Consider the following 20715-nt stretch of genomic DNA (forward strand, 5'->3'; position numbering starts at 1 on the left):
CTCCTTTATCTGTCCGTTTCAAGAAAGGCTGGACAGGTAGTCTTCGTAACCGAATTGGCGAACCACTTCGACGGTACCATCGAGTTGTTTCACCACGATGGATGGCATTTTCAGGCCGTTGAACCAGTTCTTCTTGACCATGGTGTAGCCGGCGGTATCGATGAATGACAGTCGATCACCGATGGCCAGCGGACGGTCAAACTGGAACTCGCCGAAGATGTCTCCGGCCAGGCACGATTTGCCGCACACCATGTAGGTGTGTTCACCCTCGCTCGGCGCCAGCTTGGCGTTCAGGCGATAGATCAACAGGTCGAGCAAATGGGCTTCAATGGAGCTGTCCACGACGGCCAGGTGCTTGCCGTTGTAGAGGGTGTCGAGCACGGTGACTTCCAGCGAAGCGCTGTTAGTGATCGCCGCTTCGCCAGGCTCCAGATAGACCTGCACGCCGTACTTTTGCGAGAACGCCTTGAGACGAGCGCAGAACGCGTCCAGTGCGTAGCCTTCACCGGTGAAGTGAATGCCGCCGCCCAGGCTGACCCAGCTGACCTTGTGCAGCAGTTCACCGAAACGCTCTTCGATGGTGCAGAGCATTTGGTCGAACAGGCCAAAATCACCGTTCTCACAGTTATTGTGGAACATGAAGCCGGAGATCTGGCTGATAACGCCTTCGATCTTCACCGGGTCCCATTCGCCTAGACGGCTGAACGGACGCGCCGGGTCGGCCAGCAGATAATCGGAGCTGCTGACTTGCGGGTTAACGCGCAGGCCACGGACTTTGCCCTCAGAGCGCTCGGCAAAGCGTTGCAGCTGGCTGATGGAGTTGAAGATGATCTTGTCGCAATTGTCGAGCATCTCCTCAATCTCATCGTCAGCCCAGGCCACGCTGTAGGCGTGGGTTTCGCCTTCGAACTTCTGACGACCGAGCTTGAGTTCGTACAGCGACGACGACGTGGTGCCGTCCATGTATTGCTGCATCAAGTCGAACACCGACCAGGTCGCGAAGCACTTGAGCGCCAGCAAGGCCTTGGCCCCCGACTGTTCGCGCACATAGGCGATCTTCTGCATGTTGGTCAGCAGTTTCTGTTTATCGATGAGGTAGTACGGTGTCTTGATCATTTCGAGGCCTCCGGCAAGGCCAGCCAAAAAAGGATGCGCATTGTGCCCGGACTGACCACATATCGAAAGAGCAGAGCGTAGGACTGGCTCAGTAAATACCCGCGAAAGGTTGAACGCTCGGGACGTCCGGCCGGTATACAACGTCTGCTTCAAGCAATCAGCAATCCCGAGAACCCCGGTAACTGCTCAGTCATAAATCGCCGTCAGTATGGCAGTACCATCCCGTCCCCGAGGTCTTCACCATGCCCTCAGCTCAAGATCAGTTGATACACCGCATTCAGCGCGAGCTGCTCGACCACAGTGACGAGGAGCTGGAATTGGAGTTGTCCGAAGACGGGCATGATCTGAACGCGCTGTTCGATGACCATGTTCCGAATGGTATTGAGAAGGACGACAGACGGCTTTATTTCAGCGAACTGTTTCGCCTGCAAGGTGAACTGGTGAAGCTGCAAAGCTGGGTGGTCAAGACCGGACACAAGGTAGTGATCTTGTTCGAAGGGCGCGATGCAGCTGGCAAGGGAGGGGTAATCAAGCGCATAACCCAGCGGCTCAACCCCCGGGTTTGCCGTGTCGCTGCCTTGCCCGCGCCCAACGACCGCGAGCGAACTCAATGGTACTTCCAGCGATATGTCTCGCACCTGCCGGCAGCAGGTGAGATCGTGCTATTTGACCGCAGTTGGTACAACCGCGCCGGCGTTGAAAAGGTAATGGGATTTTGCAACGACTATCAGTACGAAGAATTTTTCCGGACCGTGCCAGAGTTTGAACGGATGCTCGCCCGTTCCGGCATTCAGTTGATCAAGTACTGGTTTTCCATTTCCGACCAAGAACAACACCTGCGTTTCCTTAGTCGCATTCACGACCCGCTCAAGCAGTGGAAACTCAGCCCGATGGATCTGGAGTCACGTCGGCGTTGGGAGGCCTATACCAAGGCCAAGGAAATCATGCTCGAACGCACCCACATTGCCGAAGCACCCTGGTGGGTGGTGCAAGCCGACGACAAGAAAAAAGCCCGACTTAACTGCATCAATCATCTACTCGGCCAAATGCCTTACGAAGAAGTAGAGTTACCGCTGATTGAACTGCCGCAGCGCGTGCGCGAGGAGGACTACTCTCGCAGTCCTACGCCACCGGAAATCATGGTGCCTCAAGTCTATTAAACTGCCGAACCGGGCAGCCCTACGACTGGTTGCCGGGTATCTAAATAACCTCATCCAGTGCCTGCTCCAGCAGGCTGACCGTGCGCTCGATATTCTGCAGCTTCTCAAGTCCGAACAGCCCGAGGCGGAAGGTCTGGAAGTCGGCCGGCTCGTCGCATTGCAGCGGCACGCCGGCGGCGATCTGCAGGCCGTGCTCGGCAAATTTCTTGCCGTTCTTGATGTCGGCATCCTCGGTGTAACTCACCACGACACCAGGCGCTTGAAAGCCGACTGCGGCGACGCTTTTGAAACCTCTGCCGGTCAATAGAGCGCGCACCCGATCACCCAGCGCCTGTTGTTCATCGCGAACCTTGTCGAAACCGTAGGCTTGCGTCTCTTTCATGACCTCGTTAAAACGTGCGAGGGCATCACTGGGCATGGTCGCGTGATAGGCATGTCCACCCTGTTCGTAGGCCTGCATGATCTGCAGCCACTTTTTCAGGTCGCAGGCGAAGCTGCTGCTTTGCGTCTGTTCGATGCGCTCAAGCGCCAAAGCACTGAACATCACCAGAGCGCAGCACGGGGAGGCGCTCCAGCCTTTCTGCGGCGCGCTGATCAGCAGGTCGACGGCGCATTGGTGCATATCCACCCAAATGGTGCCGGAGGCGATGCAGTCCAGCACGAACAGACCACCCACTGCATGCACAGCGTCGCCGACGGCTCGCAGGTAGTCGTCGGGCAGGAGGATCCCGGATGAAGTTTCAACGTGGGGCGCGAAAACCACTTTCGGCTTCTGCGCGGCAATGGCTGCCAGCACTTCGTCCAGCGGCGGCGGGGCATAGGCTGCCTGGCGACCCGTCTCGACCGGCCGCGCTTTGAGCACCGTAGTGACCGCCGGGATATTGCCCATATCAAGAATCTGGCTCCAGCGATAACTGAACCAGCCGTTGCGTATCACCAGACATTGCTGGTCGGTGGCGAACTGCCGCGCCACCGCTTCCATGCCGAAAGTGCCGCTGCCAGGAACCACCGCCACAGCCTCGGCGTTGTAGACCTGTTTCAGGGTCGTGGAAATGTTCTTCATCACGCCTTGAAAGGACTGCGACATGTGGTTCAGCGAGCGGTCGGTGTAAACAACCGAGTACTCGACCAGCCCCTCAGGATCGATACTGGGATAGAGCTTTGACATGGCGTAACTCCTTTGGCAGAGAGGTAAACATCATTGGCAAGCAAGTGTAGGCAAAGGGCAGGGCAAGGGCACTGGCAAATCACGTTGGCCAAGTGGAGCCCTCTGGTTTAGTTTTGCATTCCAGGGTTTTTCTGATTTGAACTCACCGTACTGACGGATCGCACGCCCCCATGCTCACAAACCTCTGGTATGTCGTTGTCCCATCGTCACAGCTGACTGATGGATTGGTGCCGGTTCAATTGCTCGGACAGCCTTTCGTAGCGTTCCGCGATGACGCCGGTGTCGCTCATGTGCTCTCGGATATTTGCGTGCATCGCGGCGGCTCGCTGTCCGCTGGCAGCAAGGTCGGCAACAGCGTGCAGTGTCCCTATCACGGCTGGCGCTTTGGCGCTGATGGCGTCTGCACGCAGATACCGGCGCAGCCCGACCTGCGGATTCCCGCCAAGGCCCGCGTCGATGCGTACCCGACGCTGGAACGCTACGGTTGGATCTGGGCGTTTTTAGGTGATCTGCCGGAGTCTGAGCGTCCACCCTTGCCCGTGCTCGACTGGATCGACGATCCCGCCATCCGCGTGGTCTCGGGTCACTTTGACTGGCAGGCCAGTTGGGACCGGATTATCGAAAACGGTCTGGATTTCGCCCATGCACCGTTCGTGCATGGCTCAACCTTTGGCGATCCGGATCATCCCGAGATTGAATCATTCGAGGTCGACAGCGATGCGTGGAGTGGCAGCGCGCAAATGCTCATGCGCAGGCCGGCACGCAAAGGGTTGCTGAGGCGCAAATCCTCCACCGAGTTTGTCAGTGTGGTCACCGTTCCGGGTTTCCATTTGTCCGGCCCATGCACAACGCTTGAGCTTGAGTTACCGAACGGCTGGCGGATCTACATCGTCTCGGCGCATGTGCCGATTGACGCCAATCGCACGCGCACCTGGTGGATGATGGGCAGAACGTTCCTGCGTACCCGACTGCTGGATCGCCGGTTCATTGCGAGCAATATCCGTATCTTCGAACAAGATCATGCCGTGCTGAAAAACGTGCGGCCCGAACGTGTGCCGGACTCTTTTCAGCAGGAGGTTTCGTTGAAATCCGATGCGCTGCAGATTGCTTTTCGCAAAGACGTGCAGGCTCTGGAGCAGCGCGGCTGGCGTATCGATGAAGAGCGTCTTGCGCGAATGCTCACCGGACGCAGGGCCTGTGCAGTACCCAGCCCCGAACGTCGTCAGATTCGCGCTTGGGCGATTGAGCCGATTCCGCTCGTGGATATCACCCACGAATCTGAATAGTGCTGCGAGCCAGTCTGCGCTTGGCGCAGACTGGCGCAGACTGGCGCAACCCTCAGCGCGTCTCACATTGCGGCGAAGGCTCGCCGCTCAGTGCATCAACCATCGGCGGATGCTCCTGCACTGCCTGACGCAGATCTTCAGTCACCCGCAATTCCGCACCCGTCGGCGAGAACGTTGCCGCCGCTGCAAACGGCGCCGGATTGGCCGGGACCGGGCGTTTGCCACGGCGCCACAGGAAGAAAGTAACCATGCACAGGTTGACCAGTGCAAATACCCAGAACAGACCGTTGGCGCCGAACGAGTTCATCACCGGTGAGATCATCATCGGGCTGATCGCCGAGCCCAGTGAGTTGATCAGCAGCAAGCCCTGAATCATCGGCACCAACGCTTCGGCAGGCGCACGGTCGGCAGCGTGGCTGACAGCCACCGGGTACAGCGCAAACACACCGCCACCGAGCAGAAACAACATGACCGCGAGCATTGTCGAGGACAGCGGCAACAGCACGATCACCAGCGATAACACGGTGCACGCCACCGTCAGAATCGTCAGCACCTGCAAGCGATCCTTGCGGTCGGACCAACGCCCGACCGGGTATTGCAGAAGCATCGCGCCGAGGATCGTCCAGGCCATCATGCTGCCGACTTCACTGACATTCAGACCGGCGCGTTGCAGATACAGCGGCAGCAAGGTGTAAATCGCCGCGATGGTGACACCCGAACCGAAACAGCCGACCAGCCCGGTCGGCGTCACGCCCAGCAGTTGTCGAGGCTTGAGCGGTTCTACCTGATCAAGCAGCGGCGACACGCGCGGCAGGATCACGATCGGCAGCACCGAAAACGAAGCGAGCATGCCGGCAACCATGAACGGTGCGCTCTCGCTCAACCCGGTGATTTTTCCCAGCGCTGCCTGGCCCAGTACACCGGCGCCGTACAGGACGATCATGTACAACGCGAGCAAGCGCCCGCGAATCTTCGCGTCGCCCGCGAGCAGCAGCCAGCTTTCGATCACCAGAAACACGCCGACCGTGGCCCAGCCGTTGATCAGGCGCAGGGCGAACCAGCCCCACGTGTCATAGAACAATCCTTGCAGCAGGATGGTTACGGCAATCAGCGAGGCGAAGCTGCCGTAGGCGCGGATATGGCCGATGCGCAAAATCAAACGGTCGTTGAATACGGCGCCCAGGGTCAGACCGATGAAGTAGGCCGATGAAACGACACCGATCATCGTCGCCGAAGCACCGGCGGCGTCCAGTCGAAGGGTGGTCAGCGAAGACAGGAAACCGTTGCCCAGCGCAACAATGAACAGCCCGAGCAGGGGCGCCAGCGCCATGGCCAGCAAACGCGGAGACATAAAAACCTCTAGAGATCGAACAGCGCAACGTGCGCCTCTGCGCATGCGATTGCCAAGCCGGGGTGTGTTGTGGTGCAAGTGCCTGCCGATCGGGCAGGGCGGTTGAGTCGGACACACGTCAGCGAGGTGCGGCCAACCATTCAGGTACGCGTTTTGGTGACAGTGATGCAGGCAACCACCGATGGGGGCTGCAAGAGAGCGCGGGATTCTAAGGCTTGTGCAGGATTTGCCAAGAGCTGTTTGCTGCGACGTTGGGACGCAGGTGTTGCCATTTCTTCACGCACTGACTTTAACCTCAGCCTTGACCACTGATTTACGATAAGTCAGCAAAACGATGCCCGTGACCACAATCACCCCGCCGAGAATCTGTCCTTTACTGAGCATTTGGTCCAGTACAATCCAGCCCATCAGCAGCGTTGCCAATGGCTCGATGTTCATGACCGGCGCATTGCGCGGCATGTCGAGTCGAGGCACGGAAATGAACAGGACGATAAAACCGGTGCCGTACAGCACCACCAGAGTGGCGAGGGCCAGCCATCCGGTCGAGGTGGCGGGCAAGTTCAAGCCGCCGGGAAGGGCGCCCGTCAGCCCTGCCAGGTTGACGCTGCTGAACACGATGAAAATGGTCAGCAGACTGCGCACCGAGCCGCGTAACTGAGACAGTTTGTGGTCGGTGATCCACAGCGCGCAGGCGAACACACTGGCGGCGCAGAACGCGAGCGCGACGCCGGTCAGCCATTGCGCACTGACGTCTGTCGTGGTCGAGAGACGCCCGGGGATGTCCAGCACAAACACCAGACCCAATAGAATCAAGCCCATCAACGTCGCGGTGCGGGCGCTCGGTCGCGGACCACCCAACGCCCAGGTGAGCAATGCCAGCAGAATGGGGAATACGTTCGCCACCAGCAGGGCCAGCGCCACCGGCACCCGTGCAACAGCAGAGTAAAGGCACAGACTCTGCGCAGTGATCAGCAACCCCAGCAACAGTTGCCAGCGCCATGCACCCGCCGACAAGCGCAGACTTTGTCTTTGCCACAGCACCAGGATGGCGAGCACCAGCAAGGTCCCGCCGGACCGCATCAAAATCGCCAGCAGCACCCCCGCACCATCATCGAATGCGACTCGCGCCGCCACATGATTGCCGGCAAACGCACAGCCCATGCACAACAGAATGATCACCGCCAGATAACGGGGGTAGGGCGGCGGTACGGTTTGCGCAGCGGTAGGGCGAGGCATGGCAGATCTCAGGATTTTTAGCCGTTCGAACGACTTGGTTTTTATTATGTTGTCGTACAACTAGCCCGTTTTATCGCATTCGGCGACATCGAGCAATAGACCTGAAAACGCAAAGCCAGGCATATTTTTGGCGTTACGGTGGATTTTCCTCGCCTCTGTTTAACTGCGGAGATCGTATGACCTAATAGAAAAGGGGCGCATCCGCCCCTTCCACAGGTCTGCATTTGTTCAGGCATGAAATGGATAATCGATGTAGCCACGCTGATCCCCGCCGAAAAAGCTGCCAGGGTCTGGCACGTTGAGCGCCAAACCATCGTGCAGCCGACGCGGCAGATCCGGGTTGGCCAGGAACGGCCGGCCAAAAGCGATGATGTCGGCACGATCAGCGATCAGCGCCTGCTCGGCAGATTGCGCATCGTAGCCGCCGGCCAGGATCAGCACGCCGTTCCACGTTTTGCGCAACTGGGCAATGATCGCGTCCCAGCGCGGGTCGAAGTTCTCGTCTTTGACTGTGCCGACCATCGCCGGCTCGACCAGGTGCAGGTAGGCCAGATTCCAATGGTTGAGCGCTTCGACGAGGTGGCCGAAGGTTGCCTCTGGAGTGTCATCGCCCATGCCCATAAAACGCCCCATCGGCGTCAGGCGTACGCCGACCCGTTCGGCACCGACTTCTTCAGCCACGGCCGCGACCACTTCCAGCAGAAACCGCGCGCGATTCGCCACGCTGCCGCCATAGGCATCGTCACGCTGGTTGCTGTTGCTGTTAAGAAACTGGTCGAGCAGGTAACCGTTGCCGGCATGAATCTCTACACCGTCCATGCCCGCCTGTAATGCGTTGCGCGCGGCCACGCGGTAGTCCTCGACGATGCCGGCGATTTCCGCGGTTTCCAGCGCGCGCGGCACCGGCACATCACACCAGACGCCGTGACCGTTTTCGTCGACGATAAACGTCTTGCCAGGCACCGGCAGCGCGCTGGGCGCAACCGGCAGGCCAGCATCGGGTTGAAAACTGGGGTGGGACACCCGGCCGACGTGCCACAGCTGCATGAAGATCAACCCGTCGGCCTCATGCACCGCCGCGCTGACGTCACGCCACGCGCGAACCTGCTCAGGGCTGTAGATGCCCGGCGTCCAGGCATATCCCTGAGCCTGCCGGGAGATTTGTGTGGCCTCGGTGATGATCAGCGCGGCGCTGGCCCGTTGGCGGTAGTACTCGGCGTTCATCGGCGTCGGTACATCGCCCGGTTGGCCGGCGCGTGAGCGCGTCAACGGCGCCATGGCCACGCGATGGGCGAGGGTGTAAGGACCGAGTGCGAGGGGTTGGAACAGACGACGAGTCATGGGTAGCTCCAGATATCGATAAAGGGAATTCAAGTGCGGCAGTTGCGCCGCGAACCAGTGCCGCTAACTTAACCGCGCTCAGCGGGGCTGATAATCGGTGACCGGCGCTACGCTGTTTTGCGCACGGCGCAATGGCGCCCGTGCTCATCAGCGATGAGCACGGGCGTGGCTCAGGCGGGTTGGTTTGAGCGCGTCAGCGGTAGGTTCAGCCAGCGCCGGCCGGTGGCGTTGGCGACGGCGTTGCCAAGAGCGGCGGCCATTGGCCCCTGAACGATTTCAGCGGCACCGAGGAAGGGTTCTCCCGGTTGGTCGAGCAAATGCACATCGACTTTTTTCGGAAGTTGTGTGAAACGCAGAATCGGGTAACCGCTCCAGTCGTAACTGCGAATGCCCCCTGCGTCGTAGGCGACTTTTTCGTACAGGGTCCAGCTCGCGGACTGCACGATGCCGCCCTCGACCTGATTGCGCAGCCCATCGGGGCTGACGATCTGGCCGACGTCCACCGCCGTCACCACGTGATCGATGCGGATCTCGCCGGTCTGCGGATGCACGCGAAGTTTCACCGCGATAGCGCAGTAACCCATGATGTTTTTGTAGCGGGCAAAGGCGAAACCGATACCGGCGCCGGGTTCGCTGCTTTTTAGCGGCCAACCGATCTCATCACGCACACGTTCTACCACCGCGCGAGCACGCGGGTCGCTGAGGTGGGCCAGACGCAAGGCGACCGCGTCGAGGCCGGCGCGGATCGCCAGCTCGTCGATACTCGCCTCGATGGCGAAGATATTGATGTGCGCACCCAGCGAACGCATGGCCGAGGTGCGAAACGGCATTTCGGTGACGAAGCTCATGTTGATGCGCGTCGAGTTCAACTGGTACAGCGGCACCGCGTTGCGATCACCATCACCCTCAGGCTGAGCGATTGGCACAGATGGCGCCGAGGCAAAAGGCCGCGCGAGCAAGCGTGCCGGCAACAGACGCCCGGCGTTGACGATGCGTTCGTTGTGCGGCGTGGTCCAGAGTTCGTAGGCCCAGTCCTGCAGGCGCCCCTGAGCGAGGCCAGCGTCGACTTCGGTGACCATCGCCGAGCTATACGGCTCCCAAAGATTTTCCTGTTCGCGCATCCATTGCACGCGCACCGGCGTACCGGGCACGCGCAGGGCAATCAATGCCGCATCGGCGGCGGCATCATCGGCGCCGTTGTGGCCGTAACACCCTGAGCCTTCGGTATGAATACAGCGCACCCGCTCAGGTGGCAGACCGAGCATTTCGGCAATCCCGGCGCGCAGCGGGTAAACGCCTTGGGTGTGGGTCCAGACGGTTAGAACGCCGTCCTTGAACCAGGCCACCGCACAGGACGGGCCGATCGAGCCATGCATCAAATACTGCTTGGTGACCCGAGCCTGAAAACGCGTGTCGGCCGCGCCACTCGGCGTGCCGCTGTTGCTGATCGGATAGCGCCGTGAGGGCAGGCGTTTGAGCAGGCGATGAATCTCGGCCGCCTCGGGAATCGCCTCGCCCTCGCTCCATTGCGTCACCTCGCTGGCACGGCGCATGGCTTTGATCGCTTGCCACTCATCACCGGCGACCACCGCCAGATAGTTGCCGTCGCGGATCACCTTGACCACGCCAGCCAGCGCTTCGATGGACGCCGCATCGAATGCTTGCAGCGTGCAGCCCGGACGAGGCGGGCGGATCACCCGCGCGTGCAGCATGCCCGGCAGGCGCATGTCCTGGACGAATGCTGCGCCGCCGCTGACCTTCGCCGGGATGTCGAGGCGCGGCAACGAATGGCCGATCAATTTGAAGTCAGCGGCGGCCATCGCCGGTGACTGAGCCTCGGCGTATTGATGCACATCGACATGCTTGACCGCGTCGGCGTAACTCATCTGCTGGCCGGCCGGGCCTACGATCACAGCGTCGCGGGTGCTCAGCAGCGCGGCATCGACCTGCCAACGGCGCGCGGCGGCCTCGACGAGCATTTCGCGCACCTGCGCGGCGGCGTTATACAACGCGGTTCCGCTGTCGAAAATGCTGTGGCTGCCGGCGGTGTAACCTTCGTTGGGCGTCAGCGCGGTGTCGGCGGTGAGCAAGTTGATGGCGGTAGCCGGCACCTGCAAACGCTCGGCGGCAATTTGCAGCAGCGCGGTTTTCACCCCGGTGCCCAATTCGACCTTGCCGGTGTAGACGGTAATGCCGTCAGCGCCGATGCGGATCCAGGCGTCGAGAAACGGGTTGGTGCGCAGGCTTCCGGGCAGGTCGGGCGCGAGGACCACGGTGCCGAGCGTATCGACTTCGGTGTCGGCCAGTGCTCGCCGCGCCACCGGCATCAAGGTAAACGCCATCAACAACGCACCACCGCGTAGAAAGGCGCGTCGACTCGGGTTCAATTCATTCGACTCACTCATGTCAGGCTCCCGTTGTGCCCGGCCACTTGTTTGATCGCCTCGATGATGCGCAAGTGCGTACCGCAGCGGCACAGGTTGCCGGCCATGTGCTCGCGAATGGTCGCCTCATCCGGGTGTCGATTACCTTCAAGCAACGCCTGCGCGCGCATCAGCATGCCGGCGATGCAGTAACCGCATTGCGCAGCCTGTTTCTCGATGAACGCGGCTTGCAGAGGGCCGGGCTTTTGCGCGCTGCCGAGGCTTTCCACGGTGCGGATTTTTTTGCCTTCGAGACCGGCGCAGGGCGTCAGGCAGGCGAACACCGGTCGATCATCGACGATCACTGTGCAGGCGCCACATTGACCGAGACCGCAACCATATTTGGCGCCGTTGAGGTTCAAGTGATTGCGCAGCGCATACAACAGCGGCATGTCCGGCTCCAGCTCAAGCGGTTGCGCGGCTCCGTTGACGTTGAGGGTGATCTGGCTCATTTCGTCTCCTGACGTAACGCTTCGATAGTGGAAGAGAGGTCGGCCCACGGCTGATCAGGGCTCACTTGTTGACGCAGATACGCGGCCAGTGCACCGAGTTGCGCGTTGTCCAGGCTGGCGGCGAACGCAGGCATCAGCGGGCCGGGCGATCCGGGTGAGGCGGGCAGCCCTTCGAGCACGGTCTTGAGGAAGTTGCGCGAACTGGCCGCTTGCAGCGCCGAGGTGCTTTGCAACCCCGGGCGACCATCGATGCTGCGCATCGGCGCCGCCGGGCCATGGCAGCCGGCGCAGGCGCTGCTGAAGAGCAGGGCGCCGTTCGAAGGGGCTGCCGGTTCACTGGCAGGCGTCTTCGCCGTCGTCTCTGTCACCGAAGGCGGGTTTTCCAGACTGAGCAAATACTCGGCAATCGCCTCGGCTTCACTGGCCGGCAAGCGGGCCAGACTCAAGCTGACCGGACGCATCGGCCCGGCGGGCGTGCCGTGGCCATCAACGATCTCGGCGCGCAGATAGCCGATCAGTTGCTCGCGACTCCACGGGTTGCTGCGTTGTCCCATACCGACCAGCGCTGGCGCGTGCCAGCCGTCGACGCTGCCGCCCAGTAGGTATTCCGAGGATTGTTCCGCGCCGATCAGGTTCAGCGGCGAATGGCAGCCGGCGCAATGGCCCGGACCGTCGACCAGATAACGCCCGCGATTCCACGCCTCGGTGATGCTGCGCTGCGCCAGCGGCGTCAGTGGCTCACCGTGCAGGAACAGCAGGTTCCAGAACGCCACCAACGGGCGAATATTCATCGGAAAGTTCATCTGGTTGTGCTCGGCCGGCGCGCGCACGGCGGGGCCGCTCATCAAGTAGGCATAGGCGTCGGCGATGTCTGCTGCGCTCATGCGCCGGTAGTGCACGTAGGGGAACGCCGGATAGAGGAAGTGACCATCGCGAGCAATGCCCTGACGCATCGCCCGCTCGAAGGCTGGCAGTGACCATTGGCCGATACCGGTCTCTGCGTCCGGAGTGATGTTGGTGCTGTACAGCGTGCCGAACGGCGTTACCAGCGGCAGCCCACCGGCCAGATATTCACCGCCGGGGCGGGTATGGCAGACCGCACAATCGCCGGCCTCGACCACCCGCGCCCCGCGTTGCAACTGCGCAGTGTCGAACAGCGTCGGGCGCTCGATCGGCGCAATCGCCGGGCGCCACATCAGCCAAGCGGCACCGATCAGGCCGAGCACGGCGACGACTGCCACGCTGATCCATAGCGTTCTGGACTTCAGAAATGAGCTGTTCATGGCACAGGAAAAAACGCGGCAGGCGATGACAGGACGGATGGGATACGGATCATGACAACGCTCCTTGTAACAGCCGGGGAAGGGCGCCGCCGGGGACGACAGCGCCAGAGGCCAAAGCGTAGAGAAACCACCAGCGCCGGAGAATCAGCGGCGCGCGCAACAGCGCGTTGCGTGAGAAGCAACGCCTGCGCCGTTGCGCCGGACGCATCACTGCGTTGCCCGCCGCGTGGATTCTGCGCATCGCCACAGATCCGTAGCCTTGTCAGCACTTTCCTGAACTCAATGAGGTGTCATCATGCTCTCGGGCAACCCAGCCGTTGCGGCCAGCGCCGAACAGCCAACGTCACTTTCCGGCCTGATGGTCGCGTTCCTGGCATTTTGCTGTGGCGCGGTCGTGGCCAATCTTTATTACGCACAGCCGATCGTCGAGCTGATTGCACCGCAGATCGGTCTGTCCAGCGCCAATGCCAGCCTGATCGTTTCGCTGACGCAGTTTGGTTACGCGCTGGGCCTGTTGCTGCTGGTGCCGCTGGCCGATCTGATGGAAAACCGCCGGCTGGTGGTCGGTTTCACCCTGGCGGCGAGCGTCACGCTGTTGTGCGCCGGGCTGACCCATTCACCGTCGATGTTCCTGGTGTTGTCTTTGCTGATCGGTCTGACCTCGGTGGCCGTGCAAATCCTTGTGCCGCTGGCGGCACACCTGGCGCCCGAAGCCAGCCGTGGCCGTGTCGTCGGCAATATCATGAGCGGCCTGCTGTTGGGCATTCTGTTGTCACGGCCACTGTCGAGCCTGTTGGTGGAAGCGTTCGGCTGGCGCGGGGTGTTTTACAGCGCAGCAGCCCTGATGGCCGTCATCGCTCTGATTACCGCTGTAGCACTGCCGCGTCGGCTACCGACGCATAAAGCCACCTATGCTGCGCTGATCGGCTCGGTGTTTGCCTTGGCCCGGCGCTATCCGCTGTTGCGTCAGCGCTCGCTGTATCAAGGGCTGCTGTTTGCCAGTTTCAGTCTGTTCTGGACCCTTGCACCGATTGAACTGATGCGTCACCACGGCTTCACTCAGGCACATGTGGCGATCTTCGCGCTGGTCGGTGCAGTGGGTGCCATTGCCGCGCCGATTGCCGGGCGTCTGGCCGATGCCGGGCACGGTCATCGCGGCACGCTGGTCGCGTTGCTGTTGGCGCCGGTTTCGCTGTTGATCGCCGCGCTCCCGGGCAGCGGCTATGTCTGGCTGGTGGTGTGCGCGGTGCTGCTGGATTTCGCCGTGCAATTGAATATGGTGCTCGGCCAGCGTGAGGTCTACGCCCTCGATCCCCACAGCCGTGCGCGCCTGAACGCCGTGTACATGACCAGCATTTTCATCGGCGGCGCGCTGGGCTCGCTGGTCGCCAGTCCGTTGTACGAGCATTTCGGCTGGAACCTGTCCGCCGTCGCGGTGGCGCTGCTGCCAGCGCTGGCGCTCGGCTTGTTTCTGAGCCGCAAGGCCGATGTCTGAACATCCGGCAAGTGCGGGCAAGCACGGCGGTACAAGACGTCGGGGGAACAGTGATGCACAATCATCCGCGTTCCCTATCGACCGGACCCCGCTTATGGACAAGTTGCTGGCACTGAAGATGTTTGTGGAAACCGTGCGCTGCGGGGGCTATTCCTCGGCAGCGCGCAAACTCGGGATATCCACGTCGTCAGTGACCCGGCAAGTCGCGGGGCTGGAACACGAGCTGGGCGCGAGCCTGCTCAATCGCACCACGCGCAACACCAGCGTGACCGTTGCCGGCCAGACCTATTTCGAAAAAGCCGTGGCGATTCTCGACGCGATTGACGAGGCCGATGCCGTCGTTGCCGATCGTGGCGCCGAAGCGCAGGGCCGTCTGCGTATCAGCGTGCCGGTGGAGTTCGGCCGGCGCCTGATTGCGCCGCACCTGAGCCGCTTGCTTGAGCGGCATCCGGGACTTGAGATCAGTCTGTCGCTGAGCGATCAGGTCAGCGACCTGCTCAGCGAGCAGATCGATGTTTCGGTGCGGCTGGGGTCGTCTGTCGTCAGTGAAGACATCGTCAGCAAACGCGTGGGGCAGTTCGAGCGCTGGGTGGTGGCCAGTCCGGCGTATCTGGCGCGTAGCCCGGCGCTTGGTCATCCACGGGATTTGCTGGAGCATCAATGCCTGCGTTTCGATTACGGCGGCACACACCAGCACTGGACCTTTCAGAATGAAGACGCGCCCATTCAGCTCAACGTCCACGGGCGCCTGCAAAGCAATAACGCCGACATCCTGCGCGAAGCAGCCATCGGCGGCGGCGGGGTTACGCTGCTGGCCGACTGGCTGGTGCGCGACGACGTCGCAGCTGGCCGGCTGACCCGATTGCTTGAGCAGTATGAGGTCAATCCCGGCAGTGCCAGCACCTGCATCAATGCCTTGTATTTACCCAATCACCGTGGGTCCAGCCGGATCAATGTGTTTATCGATTTCCTGATGGAAATTCTCAGTCCGGCGGCCGCAACCACGCCCGCCGCATGATCCCTGTGGCTCAACGGCGCCCGGTCCGCGTACTCACATCCACCCAAACCGCCAACACCAGAATGCTGCCCTTGACGATCATCTGCCAGTAGCTGTCGACGTCGAGCATCGACATGCCGTTGTCTAGACTGGTAATGACCAACGCGCCGAGGAGGGCGCCGTAAACCGTGCCGGAACCGCCGCGCATGGAAGTGCCACCGATGAAGCAGGCTGCGATGGCGTCGAGTTCGCCCATGCTGCCGGCCGAAGGCGAACCGGCGGCGAGGCGAGCGGTGTTGACCACGCCGGCGAGGGCGCACATCACGCCCATGATCCCGAAAATCCACAGCTTCACCGCCTGCACATTGATCCCGGACAGGCGCGTCGCTTCCATGTTGCTGCCCACGGCATAGACGCGGCGACCGAACACGGTCTGACTGGTCACGTAGCTGAACACCCCCAGCAGAATCAGCAACAACAAGACCGGCACGGGAATGCCGTCGTAGCTGTTCAGCGTCTGCACGAAACCGGCGAGTACGGCGCCGATCACCAACACGCGGATGACGTCACGCGCTAACGAATGCGCCGCCAGGCCGTGCAGGGCGCGATTGCGCCGTTGTTTCCAGGCCAGGAACACCGTCAGCGCAAACAGCAAAATGCCCAGGCCCGTGCCGATTGCGTGGGGCAGGTAACCCTGGCCGATGTAGACCAGCTCCGGCGATACCGGCGCAATGGTCGTGCCGCCGGTGATCCCCAGCAGAATCCCGCGAAACGCCAGCATGCCGCCCAGACCGACAATGAACGAGGGGATGCGCAGGTAAGCCGCCATGTAGCCATTGGCGAGGCCGATCATCAGCCCGCACAGGGCAACCAGACTCAGGTTCGCCAGCAGCGGAATGTGATAGACCACATCAAGAATCGCCGCGAGCCCCCCGAGCAGACCGAGCAACGAGCCGACCGACAAATCGATCTCGCCGCTGATGATCACCAGCACCATGCCGCAGGCGAGAATGCCGGTAATCGACATCTGCCGCAGCAGATTGGACAGGTTGCGCGGAGTGAGGAATCCGCCCTCGGTCTGCCAGCTGAAGAACAGCCAGATCAGCACCACGGCAAACACCAGCGCGAGCATTTTGTAGCGGGTGAACAGTTGTTTGACCTGATTCATTTACGCGGATTTCCGATCATTATTGTTATGGCTGCCAGGCTGGCTGAGGGCGGCGGCGAGTACCTGTTCCTGCGTCAGTTCATGGTTGATGAAGTCGCCACGCAACTGGCCTTCGCCGATCACCAGCACGCGGTCGGACACGCCGAGCACTTCGGCCAGCTCCGACGAGACCATGATGATCGACACACCGGCGGCGGCCAGCGCGCCCATCAACTTGTAGATTTCGTATTTGGCGCCGACATCGACGCCTCGGGTCGGCTCATCGAGAATCAGCACTCGGGGTTTGGCCAGCAGCATCTTCGCCAGCACGGCTTTTTGCTGATTGCCACCCGACAGGCTGGTGATCGGCAGGAAAGGGCTGGCGGTCTTGAGGTGCAGGCGCGAGATTTCCTGATCGATGCAACCCAGCTCGGCTTCGGCATCGATGCGGGTCAGTTTTGAGTAGTTGTCCAGCACGGCGAGGGTAATGTTCTGGCCAACGCCCAGGTCGGGAATGATGCCTTGGCGTTTGCGGTCCTCCGGCACCAGACACAGGCCGGCGCGGATGGATTTGAGCGGCGTGCGCGTGTCGATGGCTTGCCCGTCGAGCCAGACTTCGCCTTCGTGCCGGCCTGGATAGGCGCCGAACAGCGCAGTCACCAGTTCGGTACGACCGGCGCCGACCAGCCCGGCAATACCGAGGATTTCGCCGCGCTTGAGCACGAAGGAAATATCGTCGACCCGTTTGCGCTTGGGGTTGTCGACGTCGTAGCAGGTGATGTGCCGGGCCTCGAAAATCACCTCGCCAATATCGTGCGGCTCGGAGGGGTAGAGGTTGCTCATTTCCCGCCCGACCATTTGCGTGATGATCTGCGCAATGTCCATGTCGGCCATGGCGGTGGTGGCGATGTGTTTGCCGTCACGGATCACCGAAATGGTGTCGCACACGGCGGCCACTTCATCGAGCTTGTGCGAGATGTAGACGCAGGCGACGCCTTTGGCTTTGAGGTCGCGGATGATGTCCAGCAACACCTCGATTTCCGAACGGCTCAAGGCTGACGACGGCTCGTCGAGGATCAGCAGGCGGGCCTTTTTGTTCAGAGCCTTGGCGATCTCCACCAGTTGCTGATAACCGCCGCCGTACTGCGACACCGGCAGCGATACGTTCATGTCCGGCACTTTCAATTCGCGCATCAGCGCTTCGGCGCGGTGGATCATCGCCGGGTAATTCATGCGCCCGCCGGGCAGCGTCAGTTCGTGGCCCATGAAAATGTTTTCGGCCACCGACAGGTCGGGCACCAGTGTCAGTTCCTGGTGAATGATGACGATACCGGCGGCTTCCGTTTCATTGATCGATTGCGCCTTGAGCGGTTGCCCGTCCCAGAAGATTTCACCGTCCCAGGTGCCATGGGGGTAGACCGCCGACAGGATCTTCATCAGCGTTGACTTGCCGGCGCCATTCTCGCCGCACAGTCCAACGCACTCACCGGGCCTGACCTTGATGTCGATGCCGTTTAGCGCTTTGACACCGCCGAAGGTTTTGACGATGCCGTTCATTTGCAGCAGATAGTCGGACATGGACAGGGCTCGTATATCAAAGACTCAAACATCACGAAACCTGTGGGAGCGAGCTTGCTCGCGAAAGCGTCAGTTCAGACAATGCTTCGTTGACTGGCACACCGCATTCGCGAGCAAGCTCGCTCCCACAAGGGTTTTCGTACAACCGGGGATTTGTGATGGGGTCACTTTCCGGCAATTTGCGCCTTGGTGTAGAAGCCGTCCTGTTCGAGCAGGTCGATGTTGTCCTTGGTCAGCGGGGTTGGCGTAAGCAGGATGGTGTCGACTTTTTTGCTGCCGTTGTCGTACTGCGAGGTGAAGGCGGGTTTTTCGTTGCGTGCCAGTTGCACCGAAAGCTTGGCCGCTTCGGAGGCGATCAGTTTCAGCGGCTTGTACACGGTCATGGTTTGCGTGCCGGCGATCACCCGTTTGACTGCGGCAAGATCGGCGTCCTGCCCGGAAATCGGCACCTTGCCGGCCAACTGCTGCGCCGCCAGTGCCTGAATGGCGCCACCGGCCGTGGCGTCGTTGGAGGCGACGATGCCGTCGATTTTGTTGTTGTTGCGGGTCAGGGCGTTTTCAACAATGCTCAGCGCTTCGGTCGGGTTCCATTCCTTGACCCACTGCTGGCCGACGATCTTGATATCGCCCTTGTCGATGGCCGGTTGCAGCACTTTCATCTGGCCCTCACGCAGGATCTTCGCGTTGTTGTCGGTGGGCGCACCACCGAGCAAAAAGTAATTGCCCTTGGGCGCGGCTTTCAACACGCCGCTGGCCTGCATCTCGCCAACCTTTTCGTTATCGAAGGAAATGTAGGCGTCGACATCGGCGTTGAGGATCAGCCGATCATAGGAGACGACTTTGATCCCGGCTTTCTTCGCTTCGGCCACCGCGTTGGTCAGCACCGTGGCGTTGAACGGCACGATGACGATGACATCGACGCCCCGGGAGATGAGGTTTTCGATCTGCGAAATCTGCTTCTGCTCGTTGGCATCAGCCGACTGCACGAAGACCTTGGCGTCCATTTTTTCTGCTGCCGCGACGAAGTAATCACGGTCACGCGACCAGCGTTCCAGGCGCAGGTCATCAATGGAGAAACCGATTTTCGGGTGGGCAGCGTCAGCCATCACCGGCAGTGACAGCAACGCCAGGGCAGTGGCCAATAACGTGCGTTTTACGTTCTTCATGTGGGGCGTCCTTTTATTGTTGTTGGAAAGACACGGCCTGACGATGAGTATCGGGCTGGTAAAACTGTAGAGAATCCGCAGACGCCGCAGGCACAGATTTGTCGTAGAAATGTCACCGCGTCGATGCGCCCGCAGACTCCCTGTGTGATCAGCGATAGATAAACCGATTGACGACGTTTTCGAGCATTTCCTGGCGGCCGCTGACGGCTTGCGGGTTCAACTCGTTGGTGAACGCGTGCTCAGCCAACGTTTCAAGGTTGAAGTCACCCGCCATCACCGCCTGCCCGAACGGCTGCTGCCAGCCGGCGTAGCGTTGATCCTTGAGCCGTTGCAACTCGTCGTTCTGCACCATGGCCGCTGCGCGCTCCAGCGACAGGGCAAGCACGTCCATGGCGCCGACGTGGCCATGGAACAGATCGATCTGATCGAGGCTCTGGCGGCGCACCTTGGAATCAAAGTTGAATCCGCCATTCTTGAAGCCGCCAGCCTTGAGGATTTCATAGGTGGCCAAGGTCATTTCTTCGACGCTGTTGGGGAATTGGTCGGTGTCCCAGCCGTTTTGCGGATCGCCACGGTTGGCGTCGATGCTGCCGAAAATCCCCAGCGAGACAGCCGTCGCGATCTCGTGATGAAAACTATGCCCGGCGAGGGTCGCGTGGTTGGCTTCGATGTTGACCTTGATTTCGTGCTCCAGCCCGAACTGCTGAAGGAAGCCGAACACGGTGGCGCTGTCGTAATCGTATTGGTGCTTGGTCGGCTCTTGCGGTTTTGGTTCGATCAATAGGTCGCCGGTGAAACCGATCTTGTGCTTGTGCTCGACCACCATGCGCATGAAACGGCCCAGTTGTTCGCGCTCACGTTTCAAGTCCGTGTTGAGCAGGGTTTCGTAGCCTTCGCGACCACCCCACAACACGTAGTTGGCGCCTTTCAGGCGATGGGTCGCGTTCATGGCGCTGAACACCTGGGCAGCGGCGCAGGCGAACACTTCGGGGTCCGGGTTGCTCGCGGCGCCGGCAGCGAAACGCGGGTTGCTGAAACAGTTGGCGGTGCCCCATAGCAGCTTGATGCCGCTGGCTTCCTGGTGTTGCTCGAGGTGATCAACCATTTGTGCGAAATGGTTGCGGTACTCCTTCAGAGACTGGCCTTCGGGGGCGACATCCGTGTCATGAAAGCAGTAATAGTCGATCCCCAGTTTGGAAAAGAATTCGAAGGCCGCGGCTGCCTTGCCGATCGCCAGTTCCATCGGGTCGCCGGCGTGTTGCCAAGGGCGCTTGAACGTCCCTGCACCAAACACATCGGAACCCGGCCAGACGAACGTGTGCCAGTAACAGGCAGCCATGCGCAGGTGTTCACGCATGGGTTTGCCGAGGATGAGTTTGTCGGCGTCGTAGTGACGAAAGGAGAGGGGAGAGTCGCTATCTGGACCTTCGAAGCGAATCGGCTCGACATCAGGGAAATACTGCATGGACCTTGTCCTTGTTGTTCTTGGCGGTGTCTCGATACTAGCAACGGCCCC

Annotated in this window: 16 protein-coding genes; 4 read left to right on the plus strand and 12 right to left on the minus strand. The window is 60.9% G+C overall.

Annotated elements, in window-relative coordinates; translation table 11 throughout:
- Positions 1 to 18: 18 nt before the first annotated feature.
- Positions 19 to 1116: a carboxynorspermidine decarboxylase gene (locus tag WA225_RS17090; RefSeq protein WP_099759153.1), complete on the minus strand. Its 1098-nt coding sequence runs from the start codon at positions 1114 to 1116 to the stop codon at positions 19 to 21.
- A 242-nt stretch (positions 1117 to 1358) separates the two neighbouring features.
- On the opposite strand from WA225_RS17090, the gene ppk2 reads away from it, so the two are divergent.
- On the plus strand, positions 1359 to 2276 hold the full coding sequence (gene ppk2, locus WA225_RS17095; RefSeq protein ID WP_422608823.1) for a polyphosphate kinase 2: 918 nt from the start codon (positions 1359 to 1361) through the stop codon (positions 2274 to 2276).
- A 40-nt stretch (positions 2277 to 2316) separates the two neighbouring features.
- On the opposite strand, the gene WA225_RS17100 is transcribed toward ppk2, so the two are convergent.
- The gene (locus WA225_RS17100) at positions 2317 to 3444 is read right to left on the minus strand and encodes an alanine--glyoxylate aminotransferase family protein (RefSeq protein ID WP_422608824.1); all 1128 of its coding nucleotides are present in this window, start codon (positions 3442 to 3444) and stop codon (positions 2317 to 2319) included.
- A 170-nt stretch (positions 3445 to 3614) separates the two neighbouring features.
- On the opposite strand from WA225_RS17100, the gene WA225_RS17105 reads away from it, so the two are divergent.
- Positions 3615 to 4730, plus strand: coding sequence for a Rieske 2Fe-2S domain-containing protein (locus tag WA225_RS17105; protein ID WP_422608825.1), 1116 nt, complete (start codon positions 3615 to 3617; stop codon positions 4728 to 4730).
- 52 nt (positions 4731 to 4782) lie between these two features.
- On the opposite strand, the gene WA225_RS17110 is transcribed toward WA225_RS17105, so the two are convergent.
- From WA225_RS17110 to WA225_RS17135, 6 genes are all read right to left on the minus strand, one after another.
- Positions 4783 to 6126 (minus strand): MFS transporter, encoded by a 1344-nt coding sequence (locus WA225_RS17110; RefSeq protein WP_422608826.1) that lies wholly within the window; start codon positions 6124 to 6126, stop codon positions 4783 to 4785.
- Between the two features lie 231 nt (positions 6127 to 6357).
- The gene (locus tag WA225_RS17115; protein ID WP_422608827.1) at positions 6358 to 7317 is read right to left on the minus strand and encodes an EamA family transporter; all 960 of its coding nucleotides are present in this window, start codon (positions 7315 to 7317) and stop codon (positions 6358 to 6360) included.
- Positions 7318 to 7545: 228 nt separating this feature from the next.
- Complete coding sequence (locus WA225_RS17120; RefSeq protein WP_422608828.1) at positions 7546 to 8658, minus strand: alkene reductase; 1113 nt, start codon at positions 8656 to 8658, stop codon at positions 7546 to 7548.
- A 170-nt stretch (positions 8659 to 8828) separates the two neighbouring features.
- Positions 8829 to 11063 (minus strand): molybdopterin cofactor-binding domain-containing protein, encoded by a 2235-nt coding sequence (locus tag WA225_RS17125; protein WP_422608829.1) that lies wholly within the window; start codon positions 11061 to 11063, stop codon positions 8829 to 8831.
- Positions 11060 to 11533, minus strand: a complete 474-nt coding sequence (locus WA225_RS17130) for a (2Fe-2S)-binding protein (RefSeq protein WP_422608830.1) — start codon at positions 11531 to 11533, stop codon at positions 11060 to 11062. Before WA225_RS17130 ends, WA225_RS17125 begins: the two co-directional genes overlap by 4 nt.
- Entirely contained in the window at positions 11530 to 12774 is a 1245-nt protein-coding gene (locus tag WA225_RS17135; protein ID WP_422608831.1) for a c-type cytochrome, read from the minus strand. Before WA225_RS17135 ends, WA225_RS17130 begins: the two co-directional genes overlap by 4 nt.
- A gap of 337 nt (positions 12775 to 13111) precedes the next feature.
- Between WA225_RS17135 and WA225_RS17140 the strand changes: the two genes are divergently transcribed.
- Positions 13112 to 14311 carry an MFS transporter gene (locus tag WA225_RS17140; RefSeq protein ID WP_422608832.1) on the plus strand — a complete coding sequence of 400 codons (1200 nt, stop codon included), beginning with the start codon at positions 13112 to 13114 and terminating at the stop codon, positions 14309 to 14311.
- A 94-nt stretch (positions 14312 to 14405) separates the two neighbouring features.
- Positions 14406 to 15329: a LysR family transcriptional regulator gene (locus tag WA225_RS17145; protein WP_422608833.1), complete on the plus strand. Its 924-nt coding sequence runs from the start codon at positions 14406 to 14408 to the stop codon at positions 15327 to 15329.
- 10 nt (positions 15330 to 15339) lie between these two features.
- Here WA225_RS17145 and WA225_RS17150 read toward each other — a convergent pair whose 3' ends face one another.
- The 4 genes from WA225_RS17150 to xylA form a co-directional block, all read right to left on the minus strand.
- Complete coding sequence (locus WA225_RS17150; RefSeq protein WP_422608834.1) at positions 15340 to 16476, minus strand: sugar ABC transporter permease; 1137 nt, start codon at positions 16474 to 16476, stop codon at positions 15340 to 15342.
- Positions 16477 to 18033: a D-xylose ABC transporter ATP-binding protein gene (xylG, locus tag WA225_RS17155; RefSeq protein ID WP_422608835.1), complete on the minus strand. Its 1557-nt coding sequence runs from the start codon at positions 18031 to 18033 to the stop codon at positions 16477 to 16479.
- A 164-nt stretch (positions 18034 to 18197) separates the two neighbouring features.
- Entirely contained in the window at positions 18198 to 19199 is a 1002-nt protein-coding gene (xylF, locus tag WA225_RS17160; protein ID WP_422608836.1) for a D-xylose ABC transporter substrate-binding protein, read from the minus strand.
- A gap of 148 nt (positions 19200 to 19347) precedes the next feature.
- On the minus strand, positions 19348 to 20664 hold the full coding sequence (xylA, locus tag WA225_RS17165; protein WP_422608837.1) for a xylose isomerase: 1317 nt from the start codon (positions 20662 to 20664) through the stop codon (positions 19348 to 19350).
- Between the last annotated feature and the right edge of the window lie 51 nt (positions 20665 to 20715).

Source organism: Pseudomonas sp., assembly GCF_049300855.1.
Lineage (GTDB): Bacteria > Pseudomonadota > Gammaproteobacteria > Pseudomonadales > Pseudomonadaceae > Aquipseudomonas.

What these genes read in the sequence shown, in the direction of transcription:
- WA225_RS17105 (WP_422608825.1), top strand. Translation starts at nt 3,615, where the DNA reads ATGCTCACAAACCTCTGGTATGTCGTTGTCCCATCGTCACAGCTGACT.
- WA225_RS17145 (WP_422608833.1), top strand. Translation starts at nt 14,406, where the DNA reads ATGGACAAGTTGCTGGCACTGAAGATGTTTGTGGAAACCGTGCGCTGC.
- WA225_RS17140 (WP_422608832.1), top strand. Translation starts at nt 13,112, where the DNA reads ATGCTCTCGGGCAACCCAGCCGTTGCGGCCAGCGCCGAACAGCCAACG.
- WA225_RS17120 (WP_422608828.1), bottom strand. Translation starts at nt 8,658, where the DNA reads ATGACTCGTCGTCTGTTCCAACCCCTCGCACTCGGTCCTTACACCCTC.
- WA225_RS17090 (WP_099759153.1), bottom strand. Translation starts at nt 1,116, where the DNA reads ATGATCAAGACACCGTACTACCTCATCGATAAACAGAAACTGCTGACC.
- WA225_RS17125 (WP_422608829.1), bottom strand. Translation starts at nt 11,063, where the DNA reads ATGAGTGAGTCGAATGAATTGAACCCGAGTCGACGCGCCTTTCTACGC.
- ppk2 (WP_422608823.1), top strand. Translation starts at nt 1,359, where the DNA reads ATGCCCTCAGCTCAAGATCAGTTGATACACCGCATTCAGCGCGAGCTG.
- xylF (WP_422608836.1), bottom strand. Translation starts at nt 19,199, where the DNA reads ATGAAGAACGTAAAACGCACGTTATTGGCCACTGCCCTGGCGTTGCTG.
- xylG (WP_422608835.1), bottom strand. Translation starts at nt 18,033, where the DNA reads ATGTCCGACTATCTGCTGCAAATGAACGGCATCGTCAAAACCTTCGGC.
- WA225_RS17150 (WP_422608834.1), bottom strand. Translation starts at nt 16,476, where the DNA reads ATGAATCAGGTCAAACAACTGTTCACCCGCTACAAAATGCTCGCGCTG.
- WA225_RS17110 (WP_422608826.1), bottom strand. Translation starts at nt 6,126, where the DNA reads ATGCGCAGAGGCGCACGTTGCGCTGTTCGATCTCTAGAGGTTTTTATG.
- xylA (WP_422608837.1), bottom strand. Translation starts at nt 20,664, where the DNA reads ATGCAGTATTTCCCTGATGTCGAGCCGATTCGCTTCGAAGGTCCAGAT.
- WA225_RS17115 (WP_422608827.1), bottom strand. Translation starts at nt 7,317, where the DNA reads ATGCCTCGCCCTACCGCTGCGCAAACCGTACCGCCGCCCTACCCCCGT.
- WA225_RS17130 (WP_422608830.1), bottom strand. Translation starts at nt 11,533, where the DNA reads ATGAGCCAGATCACCCTCAACGTCAACGGAGCCGCGCAACCGCTTGAG.
- WA225_RS17100 (WP_422608824.1), bottom strand. Translation starts at nt 3,444, where the DNA reads ATGTCAAAGCTCTATCCCAGTATCGATCCTGAGGGGCTGGTCGAGTAC.